The sequence below is a fragment of the Nitrosomonas sp. genome, assembly GCF_040240425.1.
GTDB lineage: Bacteria > Pseudomonadota > Gammaproteobacteria > Burkholderiales > Nitrosomonadaceae > Nitrosomonas.
In genome coordinates this window covers 1-10,866 of the sequence record NZ_QPHG01000061.1, presented here as the reverse complement: position 1 = coordinate 10,866, position 10,866 = coordinate 1, and the positions used below count along the sequence as shown (strand labels likewise).

Genomic DNA, 10,866 nt, shown 5'->3' with positions numbered 1-10,866 from the left:
GCATGAAGGTGCATGTTGGGGCCGATGTGGATTGCGGGGCGGTGCACACGGTTGAGATTACCGCAGCCCATGAAGCTGACATCAACATTCTCCCTAAGCTGCTGCGGGCGGAAGACGAGATTATTTTTGGCGATGCGGGCTACGCCAGCGACGAATACAAACGGGGATCGCGGCAATTGGGAATACGCTGGTGCGTACAAGACAAACGCAAGCCCGGACAGAATCTCTCGGAGAGTCAGAAGAAGCGTAACCGGAAGCACTCCTCGATCCGGGCGCGGGTAGAACATGTATTCCGAGTGATCAATCGGCAGTTTGGATTCACTCGGGCCCGCTACCGTGAGCTGATGAAGAATGCCGTTCAGGTGAACATGTTGATGGACCTGGCCAACCTATACCTGCTGCGCAGGCAGTTGATGACCGCTTGAGGGAAAAGTCCGTCCATCATACCCCGGCGGCGGATGATGACGCCCAAACAGGGGAAATCCGGCTACAAAACACCACTGAAAAATGAATTGCCGGGAATTCGTGTTCAAAAAACTGGCAGGATTACCGGAAAATCTGAAAATCACTAATTGTTCAGCGCTTCCCTAAGATACTTGAGCATAGTGCGCTTCACAATCGGCGCAAGACATAATGCTATAATCGCTCCGATTTAATACTTCATACGGAAATGCCAGTACCTCATCTCTCTACTGCTCTGCGCGGCCCTATCCTTGATCTTGAAAGCCGTATTATCAATGCCATGCCTACCATTGAGCATTGGCTCAGGAACAAGTGGCGCGAACATGCCGTCCCTTTTTATTGCTCGGTCGACTTGCGCAATAGCGGTTTCAAATTGGCGCCCGTAGATACCAACTTGTTTCCCGGCGGTTTTAATAACCTGAATCCGGAATTCATCCCGCTATGTGTGCAGGCGATGATGAGCGCGATTGAAAAAATATGCCCGGATACGCATAGCGTGCTGCTGATTCCGGAAAACCACACGCGCAATACCTTCTACTTGCAGAATATCGCAACCTTGCAGAACATCATTCAGCGCGCCGGTTTGAATGTGCGCTTGGGCACCTTGCTGCCCGAAGTGACCGAAGCCACCCGGATTGATTTGCCGGATGGGCAGTTCATCACGCTGGAACCCATTATCCGTAAAAACAACAAACTCGGCGTCCATAATTTCGATCCCTGTGCGGTGCTTCTGAATAACGATTTATCTAACGGTGTTCCGGATATTTTGCAGAACTTGCAGCAAACGGTCATTCCACCCTTGCATGCCGGCTGGGCGACACGGCGCAAATCGGAGCACTTCGCCGCATATGACCGCGTGGCACAGGAATTCGCCGATTTGATCGGTATCGATCCGTGGTTGATCAATCCGCGTTTTACTTCGTGCGGCGAGATCAATTTCCTGGAAAAACAAGGCGTGGAATGCGTTGCAGCCGCGATTGACCGGATTCTCTCGGTAATCAGGAAAAAATATCAACATTATGGCGTGAAAGAAGATCCTTTCGTCATCGTGAAGGCCGATTCCGGCACGTATGGCATGGGCATCATGACGGTCAAGAGCGGCGAGGAAATCCATAGCCTCAACCGCAAGCAACGTAACAAGATGGCCGTGGTAAAAGAAGGCTTGCAAGTTTCCCACGTGCTGGTGCAGGAAGGCGTCTACACCTTTGAAACAATCAACCAAGCGGTAGCCGAACCGGTCGTGTACATGATCGACCGCTACGTCGTCGGCGGTTTTTACCGTGTCCATACCGGACGCGGCATCGACGAAAACCTGAATGCACCGGGCATGCATTTCGTCCCGCTGGCGTTTGAAACCACCTGTCTGGAAGCCAGCGCCACGCAACCGAATGTCATCCCGAACCGTTTTTATGCCTATGGTGTCGTTGCACGGCTCGCGCTGCTAGCGGCCGCATTGGAATTGGAACAAACCGATCCGCATGCGCAAGCGCCACGGTCTGCCTAGATGCCATCATGAAACTTGCCTTTGTCATCGACCAGCTGGATTCAATTAAAACCGCTAAAGATTCCAGTTTTGCGATGATGCGCGAGGCCATTGCCCGGAATCATCAGATTTACGTACTCTACCAGCACGATATCGTATTGACCGGCAACACCGTCACCGGTTTCTGCCGTTCCCTGACCTCCACGGATACGCCCGGACGGGACGGTCATTGGTACAACACGAGCGACAACGCGCCTACGCCGCTCAATCAATTCGACGCCGTACTGATGCGCAAGGACCCGCCTTTCGATCTGGAATATGTTTACAGCACGTATCTGCTGGAATTGGCGCAAACGCAAGGCGCGTTCGTCATCAATAGTCCGCGCGCCATCCGCGATCACAACGAGAAACTGGCCATCGCACAATTTCCGCAATGGATCGCCCCCACGCTGGTAACCAGTCAAGCGCATTTAATCCGGGAATTTCTCGCACAGCACCAGGACATCATCCTGAAACCGCTCGACGGCATGGGCGGCGCCAGCGTATTCCGCGTGCACAGCGCGGATCACAATATCAGCGTGATTCTTGAAACGTTAACGCACTATGGAACGCGAACCATCATGGCGCAACGATTCATTCCCGAGATTGCGCAAGGAGACAAGCGCATTCTGCTCATCGGCGGCAAGCCTGTACCCTATGCGCTGGCGCGCATCCCAAAACCGGGAGAATCGCGCGGCAATCTGGCCGCCGGTGGTACCGGAAAAGCGCAACCGTTATCCACACGCGACCAGGCTATTGCAGAATCGCTCGGACCTGAATTGGCTAATCGCGGTTTAATACTGGTGGGATTGGATGTGATCGGCGATTACCTGACCGAAGTCAATGTAACCAGCCCGACGGGGATGCAGGAAATTACCCAGCAAACGGGATTTAACGTAGCGGGAATGATGCTGGATGCAATTGAAGCGAGCATCCAGAAGAAACATTAATCAAACAGTAAATTACCGCCGAAAACCGCACTGCAACACAAAATACTGCGGATTGTATTGGGCCAGTGGCTGATACAGTTTCTGCAACTCTTCCTCGGGTCCGTGGATTTCCAAACGGACGATCTCAGCCATCTCGAGCGCTCGTTGCAGCAGATCACCCACATTGTTCAAATGTGCCAGCAACCCTTCGGCATCTTCATATCCTTCACGGCAATACGCTTCGCTGCCATTGAAGCTGAAACCGTAATAAAGGCATTTCGGCTCAACACTGGATCTGGCAACAAACTGCTCACAAAGCTGTTTGAACTGGTCGATTTGACCCTCGGCAATCTTGAAATAGGGTGCTATCGAACAACATCGATCGTGTGTAGACATGGATTTAGGTGATTTGAAACAGAGGAGGTTTTATGATGATTGGAATCACGAAAAAACCGGATTCACCATTAACAAGCCCGGAACAGACACAACTTGCATTGTGATCCGTTCCGGGCTGATCGTAAGCTGGAAGCTTGTTATTACAAACTTAGTGAACCGTTGCAGCTTGTTTTTCTTCGCAAATCAGATTGCTGCAATAGGTTTCGTGGATACCATCCAGGAAGCCCCATAGCGCATCGCACGCTTCCTTGGTTGCGGCCAGCACTTCGGCTTGTTTTTCCGGCGTGTCGGCGAAGCGCTCAATAATGGCCCATTCGGCTTGAGAATGATAAATATCGGCTTTTTGGTGTACCGAGAAGAATTCATAGTCTTCAGGGTTTTTCATGCCATAGAATTTAGCCAGACCGTCGATTTTCACGGCGGCGATGTCAGGCACTTGCGATTCGAATGCGTGCAGCGCTGCCAATCCCGCATAGAATGGGCGATTCAAGCAAATGTCGCGGAAGGTGTCGACCAGATTCTCGGTGGTTGGTAATGCGGTTGCATTCGCCAGGATCTTATCGTTCGCGCCCAACGCAAAAGCAAAATTTTTCCATAACGCGGGATGATTTTTCTCGCCGTGTTCTTCGTCGATCAGGTTGCGCAGCACTTCCTGACGTACGCTGATGTCGCCGCTGTTGCTTTCGGAATGGATGTGCGGGGTGTTGAAGTGCACCGCGCTTAAATAGGTTGGCTCGGCCAGAACATTATAAAAATATTGTTCGGCATAATGGCGCAACTGTTCCTTGGTCAGTTTGCCTTCTGTCCAAGCGATATAAAATGGATGTTTCAGCAGATGTTTCTCGCTGATAATGGCACTGATTTTTTGTTTCAGAATGGTATTGGTGGTCATGATCACTCCTTTTAAACCGTGATGGATAAAGATGCCGCATATCATCGCTAAATAACACCGGCAAGTCAAATTTAGCTGGCTTGAGCCGGGTTCAGATGGCTGGCCAAATACCGGCTGGCAGCAATCATATTGCGTAATGCCGGTTTCACTTCTTCCCAGTTGCGCGTTTTTAACCCGCAATCTGGATTCACCCACAGGCGCTGGGCGGGTATGCGTTGCGCTGCTTTTTCCATCAAGCCGATGATCGAATCGACGGAAGGTATATTGGGCGAATGAATATCATACACGCCCGGGCCGATTTCGTTCGGATACTGAAACCGATCGAAAGCATCGAGCAGTTCCATATCCGAGCGCGATGTTTCAATCGTAATCACATCGGCGTCCATGCGCGCGATGGCTTCCATGATGTCGTTGAATTCCGAATAGCACATATGCGTATGAATTTGCGTTTCGTCTTTTACGCCGTTGGCGGTAATGCGAAAAGCGCGAATCGCCCAGTCGAGATAACTATTCCATTGCGATTTTCTCAGCGGCAACCCTTCCCGCAACGCCGCTTCGTCGATCTGAATCATACGGATACCGGCTTGTTCCAGCGCCAGTACTTCGTCGCGTATCGCCAGCGCCAGTTGCAGGCAGGTTTCCGGCCGCGGTTGATCGTCTCGCACGAAGGACCAATTCAGCATCGTCACCGGTCCTGTCAACATACCTTTCATCGGCTTACCGGTCAGCGATTGCGCGTATTGAATCCATTCCGTGGTAATTGCTTTGACATGCGCAACATCGCCATAAATCACCGGCGGTTTGACACACCGCGACCCGTACGACTGCACCCAGCCAAACTGGGTAAAGGCGTAGCCCTCCAACTGTTCGCCGAAATATTCCACCATGTCGTTACGCTCGGGCTCGCCGTGCACCAGCACGTCTAATCCCAGCGTTTCCTGCTCGCGCACGCAATAGCCAATTTCCTGCTGCATTGCCTGACGATAGGCCGATTCTGGCAATCTGCCCTCGCGATAATCGCGGCGCGTTTGTCTGATCTGCTGCGTTTGCGGAAAAGACCCAATGGTCGTGGTCGGAAAAGGCGGCAACTGAAATCGTTTTTGTTGCACGATCGCGCGTTGACGATACGGCGATTGCCGGGTACCCATCACATCATTAATTTCCAGCACACGCGCTTTAACCGCCGCTTTATGCACGCGCTTGGACTGTTTGCGGCTGGTTATCGCCGCGTTATTTTCCCGCAGAATATCCGCAACACTGCCCCGGCCATGATTCAAAGCCTTTGCCAATAGGCCGACTTCATCCAATTTCTGCACCGCAAAAGCCAGCCACGAGCGGATATCCCGGTCGAGTTTCTGTTCGCTCTCCAGATCAACCGGCGCATGCAGCAGCGAGCAAGACGGCGCGAGCCACAACCGGTCTTGCAAGCGCGCGTGCACCGGCTCGAGCCAATCCAGCGTGGCGGTTAAATCGGTTTTCCAAACATTGCGCCCGTTGACGACGCCTAAGGAGAGGATTTTATGCACCGGCAGCCAATCGATCACTTTGGCGATTTCATCGTGCGCTGAGACCGCATCCAGATGCAATCCGGCGACCGGCAATTCGCACGCCAATTGCAGATTGTCTTGCAGTTGCCCGAAGTAAGTGGTTAACAGCAACTTGACCGGTGCAGCCTGCAATTGATAATACGTTTTGCGCAGCGCGTGCTTCCATGCTTGGTCAAGCTCCATGACCAGCACCGGTTCGTCGACTTGCACCCATTGAACACCGGCGTCTTTAAGTTCATGCAGCAATTGCGCGTAAACATCTAACAAATCGTCCAGCAAATCCAGCTTATCGCCACCATCCTTGGCTTTTCCCAGCCACAAATAAGTGACCGGCCCCAAAATGACGGGCTTGACTCGCGAGTGAATCTGTTGCGCTTGCCGGATCTGCTCAAGCAAACGGCTGGCATGCAATGAAAAACCTGTGTTTGCATCAAATTCCGGCACGATGTAATGGTAGTTAGTATCGAACCACTTGGTCATTTCACCGGCATTCACGCAAGCGCAATCATTATCATCGCTGACCGAACGGCCGCGCGCCACGCGAAAATAATTGTCCAGCGCCCCACCCGGTAATGCGCTGACACGCGCGGGAATATTTCCCAGCAGGAAACTCGTATCCAACACATGGTCGTACAATGAAAAATCACCCGCCGGAATCCAATCAAGCCTGGATTGATCCTGCCAATGCTGCGTTTGAAGATGCGTTGCGATTTCCAGCAAGGCTTGTTCGGCGATATCGCCTTTCCAGTATTTCTCCAAAGCAAATTTCAGCTCACGGTTTCTGCCGATGCGCGGAAATCCAAGATTGTGTGTCGTTACCATAAATCACCACTCCAAGATTAATCAAAGTGGCGCTATTGTATGAAGGTTGAGTAATGAATAATAATGATCAATTTTCACATTCCAATTAGGTTACTTTATAAATGATCGAACACAGCCACCTGAAAATCATTCAAGCGCTGCACACCAACGGCACGCTGACCAAAGCCGCCAATGCGCTCTGCCTCAGTCAACCCGCGCTATCACACCAAATTGGTTATCTGGAAAAGAAACTCGGAGTCAAGTTGTGGGAACGCGAAGGCCGCAGCCTGCGCCTGACGCAGGCCGGCCTGTTGCTATTGGAAACCGCCCAGCAAGTACTGCCGGTTCTGGCGCAGGCAGAGAAAACGCTGACAGCTTACGGCGAAGGCCGCCAAGGCATCTTGCGTATCGGCGTGGAATGCTACCCCTGCTTTGAATGGCTCACCGGCATGATCGGCCAGTACATGCAGCAAATGCCCGGCATCGACGTCGACATCGTGCAGAAATTTCAATTCTCGGGATTGGAAGGTCTGCTCAACCAACATATCGATGTTTTGATCACGCCCGATTGGGTCAAAAAAGAAAAAATCGATTATGAAATTCTGGCGGAATATCAACTGGTGCTGCTGGTATCCGCTGACCATCCGCTGGCAGATACCCCATTCATAACGCCGGAGCTTTTGTGCAAGGAAACCTTGTTAACCTTCCCGGTACCGCTGGAACGCTTGGATATCTTGACGCATTTCCTGACACCCGCACACCTCGAACCAGAAAAATTGAAACAAATTGAATCCCTGGAAATCATGCTGCAAATGACCGCTCTCAACCGCGGCGTGTGCGTCCTGCCGGAATGGCTCGCCGACATCAAGAACAAGGATTTGAACCTCAAAAAAATTCAAATCGGCGATCAAGGACTGTTTCAGAAATTGTATTTGGCGATGCGAGAAGTGGATAAAGCGATTCCGTATATACGGGAGTTTATTGCGGTAGGCCAGCAAACAGCCAGAAGCTCGCCCATTTAAACTTTGAAAAAAGATCTCGGTTAAGAAAATTTCATCAAGAAAACCTGACTTGTTTATCACCAGCAGTGCCATCCATCAGCGAATACCAAAATACAGGTGGCACTGGAGTTGAGAAGTGTCGGTAAGCAATAAAATCAAGAGCTATTAAGCCAGATTGTGCTGCTGGAGACTCAAGAAGCACCTTTCCAAACTCCAATTCACAAATCATTTGCATTTGTTCCCGATATTCGCCTGCAGTAGCTGGCAATTGAATTGGTGCTTCGGTCACACCGGATTCAGAATGTGCAGACTGGAAGTAAAGATGTTGATATAAATCTTTCTCGGGATGCCAAGTATACATACCCCTGGATACTGATCGCGGACATTCTGAGCTAACACTTCATACATTTCGTCCATACCCAAAATAACGCTCCAACCAGCTAAAGTTGCCAACATCCAGGATGTTTCCGTCATGCGCTCAGTTGCTTGTCCCCCAAGCCAACCGCCCTCTTCCACCAAATCATCCAAGGAATCTGTAGCGATAGGTACAAATTTCTTTGCTTTCAAGGCGTAATCTACATTGCGAAACAGCTTCTTCAACCATTCCTTAGCTGTTTCTGTTCGATTTAATCCAAACAGTGCTATCAATGCCAGATTGATGTCTTGACTATGCCGATCAAGGCAGGGAGAATTGCTAACTCCGTTATTTTGTAGCCATGATTCCAAAGCATTTATCACTGCATTGGCATTTTCTTCCCAGAAAGTATTTTCTTTATCCGTTTTTTCGCTTCCTCCAGAGATTGCAGAAAACATTTGAAATAGTGCAATGCTTGCCAGAATGCCAATCTGCTCAAATGCGATCAACGAAGATTCCACACCATTTGAAGCATAGCGAGTTACACTATTTTCCACGAAACAATAAGGTTGAATTCTTGCGAAATATTGAGTTGTAAAACGATAGTAACTCCACCACATCATACTGAAAGTTCTCACATACTCCTCTTGCTTGCTCTTTTCACCCTCAAGTTGAATACGATGCCACGACCACAACATAGCACGTTCCACCGCAAAGAGACCTTGGCGGGTGTCGCCATCATCGCGCAGTGTCCAATAAGCAAACATTTGAGCTGATAGATTAACGATTCGCAAAGCTTTCAACAAAGCTTTGCCCGTCTTAGGTTTACCGGTCAATTGCCCTTTTTCATTCAAGTCCAAGACACGCATAAACAAACGATGCAAATCTTGCCGGTCATACTCGCTATCACCGGATAATGCCAGTGCCCGTCGCAAATCGCGACGATCTTCGTCAAGAAAAATATGCTCATCCAGGAGATGCGTCTCGATCAGCGCAGCAATAGTATCCGCTCCCCAAAATTCGATACATGCTCTATCCTGGTTATCGCTGACAAATCCGCTCCAACTGGCTTGCACGGTTTGCTTCCTCTCTCCGTTAGTTGCAACTACAATGCGAATGCTGCGGTCATGATCTTGCGGTTCGAGGTGAGACTTTAAATAAACATCAAAAATCTCGTTGATACTTTGCCGCACAGATTGATTGCCACCATCCCATTCGGTACGGCCGATATCTCCTTGCTTGACTACAACAAGCATCAATTCATCTAAACCAGATTCAGAATTTCTACCCCTGACTGCAACATCGACACCGTATTGTCGATTGCCTATTTGTGGACGGGCGACAGGTACATATCCCATCTTCACCAATAGATCAGGCAACAATCAATCCAATTCATCACGTTCTTTGAGTGAGCGCAAATACTCAGCAATAACTAGCTTCATTGATCTCCTCGTTTAGCAGATCTAAAGCCCAGATTTTTAATTTGATTATTGAGGGGATCAACAACGTATTGTGCTGGCAATGAGATAGAACAAGAATACGAACCAAGGCGATTGATATCACTGATTTTTCCTTGAAAAATTGAAAAACAACCTGTACCAGCTTTTAACGAAATTGTTGTACAAAGTTGCCGCAATATTGATTTCTCATTTGCTTTATCAATTGCCTCTTATTGTTTTCTAGCTTTCCTCAATGCGATAGCATGTCTTATGCATGTAGGAATTGGTGGACGAAATTCGTGTCGGACAGGCAATTGCTGAATTGCTTCACTGTAAGCAAGCAGATCTGTCTGCACCTTTTTTAATAATTGTTTTTCCTCGGGAGAAGCGTCATTCAATTTTTCCTGAATAGCTTCCAACGTGGATTGAGGATAATTTCGCCCCACTTCTTCAACCAATAATGTATAGACAAGATTAAAGGTTCTTTGTTGAGCATCTAGGGCATTCAGTAATGAAAATATTAACGAAAGCAATGCTTCCTCATGAGACACCCAACCCAACAAACGCCGCGCGAGATATTTAAAATCATCAGCAGTCAAAGTATCGAGAATATTCTTAGCAAAAACAGGCTGCCTCGCTTCATGAACCCACAAATGACCAATTAGGTCACAAAAGGCAGCACCCAAAATTCGCTCATCAGAAATCAACCAGCGGGTAATCAACTCATGCAACAAGGGCTTGCCGACTAATTCCCTTATGCTATGGGCAAAACATGAACCCAATTTTTCATCCAAATTCCTATTGTTGTAGTGTTTAACCACCCAAGTAGTCAAGCTGTTATATACCAGCTCATCGTGAGTATTGGTTTCAATCAATTGCGACAGAACATGATCAAAATCATTTGTTCGATCCGCATCCGCGCCGGTCAAGGCATCTAAAATTTCTGCAAAACTTGGATGATCTTTCGCCACTTTGAAATTCATAGAAGCAAAATCGCTCAATACATTCAATGCGCTTTGGTTGTTTGCCCGGGCATGCTTCAAAAGCTCGATGACTAATTCGGGTTGTGAAACAGCGGCGTTAGCGAGAGCCCGCCAGGCCTGGAAGCTCACGTTGAAATCTGAATGCTGCCCCATGACCTTTAAAACTTGCTGCACCCGAGTTTTTAATTCCGATTCTCTTTCCCAATAATCTTTCAAGCATCCCAATGTCCACAAAGCAGCAGCCAGTAGATCAGTACATTCAGATGCAGTATCACGTAAAGCAAGCTCAATGGCGTCACAGTGGTAACTTGCTTGTGCCATACCGATTAAAGCCGAACCATACAAACCGGCATTCTCAGTTGATATTTGATTTTGAACAAAAGTGTATAGCTCTCTAGCAAGAAGAGAATCATTCGACAAATAATTAGGGTCTTAGGAAGTTAAGCACTTACTAAAGTGTGCTAACTTTCTGAGATGAATGCCAAAAACAGATACTATTTTCGTTCTCGAATCAGAGAAGCAAAGTTCAGGCAACTTAT

At 48.8% G+C, this 10,866-nt stretch carries 10 protein-coding genes; 4 read left to right on the top strand and 6 right to left on the bottom strand.

What is annotated here, in order from left to right; genetic code table 11:
- From DU481_RS14995 to gshB, 3 genes are all read left to right on the top strand, one after another.
- The coding region (locus tag DU481_RS14995) for a transposase (RefSeq protein WP_350135827.1) at positions 1-425 on the top strand (425 nt) is incomplete at its 5' end.
- 245 nt (positions 426-670) lie between these two features.
- Positions 671-1,966 carry a glutamate--cysteine ligase gene (gshA, locus tag DU481_RS14990; protein WP_350135825.1) on the top strand — a complete coding sequence of 432 codons (1,296 nt, stop codon included), beginning with the start codon at positions 671-673 and terminating at the stop codon, positions 1,964-1,966.
- An 8-nt stretch (positions 1,967-1,974) separates the two neighbouring features.
- Positions 1,975-2,934, top strand: coding sequence for a glutathione synthase (gene gshB / locus DU481_RS14985; RefSeq protein ID WP_350135823.1), 960 nt, complete (start codon positions 1,975-1,977; stop codon positions 2,932-2,934).
- Between the two features lie 12 nt (positions 2,935-2,946).
- Here gshB and DU481_RS14980 read toward each other — a convergent pair whose 3' ends face one another.
- The 3 genes from DU481_RS14980 to metE all read right to left on the bottom strand — a co-directional run bounded on the left by DU481_RS14980 (position 2,947) and on the right by metE (position 6,570).
- Positions 2,947-3,309: a putative quinol monooxygenase gene (locus tag DU481_RS14980; protein ID WP_350135821.1), complete on the bottom strand. Its 363-nt coding sequence runs from the start codon at positions 3,307-3,309 to the stop codon at positions 2,947-2,949.
- A 148-nt stretch (positions 3,310-3,457) separates the two neighbouring features.
- On the bottom strand, positions 3,458-4,201 hold the full coding sequence (locus tag DU481_RS14975; protein WP_107803381.1) for a 4-aminobenzoate synthase: 744 nt from the start codon (positions 4,199-4,201) through the stop codon (positions 3,458-3,460).
- Positions 4,202-4,272: 71 nt separating this feature from the next.
- Positions 4,273-6,570, bottom strand: a complete 2,298-nt coding sequence (gene metE, locus DU481_RS14970) for a 5-methyltetrahydropteroyltriglutamate--homocysteine S-methyltransferase (protein WP_350135819.1) — start codon at positions 6,568-6,570, stop codon at positions 4,273-4,275.
- Between the two features lie 101 nt (positions 6,571-6,671).
- Between metE and DU481_RS14965 the strand changes: the two genes are divergently transcribed.
- Positions 6,672-7,571: a LysR family transcriptional regulator gene (locus DU481_RS14965; RefSeq protein WP_350135818.1), complete on the top strand. Its 900-nt coding sequence runs from the start codon at positions 6,672-6,674 to the stop codon at positions 7,569-7,571.
- A gap of 34 nt (positions 7,572-7,605) precedes the next feature.
- On the opposite strand, the gene DU481_RS14960 is transcribed toward DU481_RS14965, so the two are convergent.
- From DU481_RS14960 to DU481_RS14950, 3 genes are all read right to left on the bottom strand, one after another.
- Positions 7,606-7,839, bottom strand: a complete 234-nt coding sequence (locus DU481_RS14960; protein ID WP_350135816.1) for a hypothetical protein — start codon at positions 7,837-7,839, stop codon at positions 7,606-7,608.
- Entirely contained in the window at positions 7,836-9,284 is a 1,449-nt protein-coding gene (locus DU481_RS14955) for a hypothetical protein (RefSeq protein ID WP_350135814.1), read from the bottom strand. The genes DU481_RS14960 and DU481_RS14955 overlap by 4 nt, the downstream gene beginning before the upstream one ends.
- A 290-nt stretch (positions 9,285-9,574) precedes the next feature.
- The gene (locus DU481_RS14950; protein WP_350135812.1) at positions 9,575-10,747 is read right to left on the bottom strand and encodes a hypothetical protein; all 1,173 of its coding nucleotides are present in this window, start codon (positions 10,745-10,747) and stop codon (positions 9,575-9,577) included.
- Positions 10,748-10,866: the final 119 nt, after the last annotated feature.

Coding starts and splice junctions, on each gene's coding strand:
- DU481_RS14980 (WP_350135821.1), bottom strand. CDS start 3,309: ATGTCTACACACGATCGATGTTGTTCGATAGCACCCTATTTCAAGATT.
- gshB (WP_350135823.1), top strand. CDS start 1,975: ATGAAACTTGCCTTTGTCATCGACCAGCTGGATTCAATTAAAACCGCT.
- metE (WP_350135819.1), bottom strand. CDS start 6,570: ATGGTAACGACACACAATCTTGGATTTCCGCGCATCGGCAGAAACCGT.
- gshA (WP_350135825.1), top strand. CDS start 671: ATGCCAGTACCTCATCTCTCTACTGCTCTGCGCGGCCCTATCCTTGAT.
- DU481_RS14965 (WP_350135818.1), top strand. CDS start 6,672: ATGATCGAACACAGCCACCTGAAAATCATTCAAGCGCTGCACACCAAC.
- DU481_RS14975 (WP_107803381.1), bottom strand. CDS start 4,201: ATGACCACCAATACCATTCTGAAACAAAAAATCAGTGCCATTATCAGC.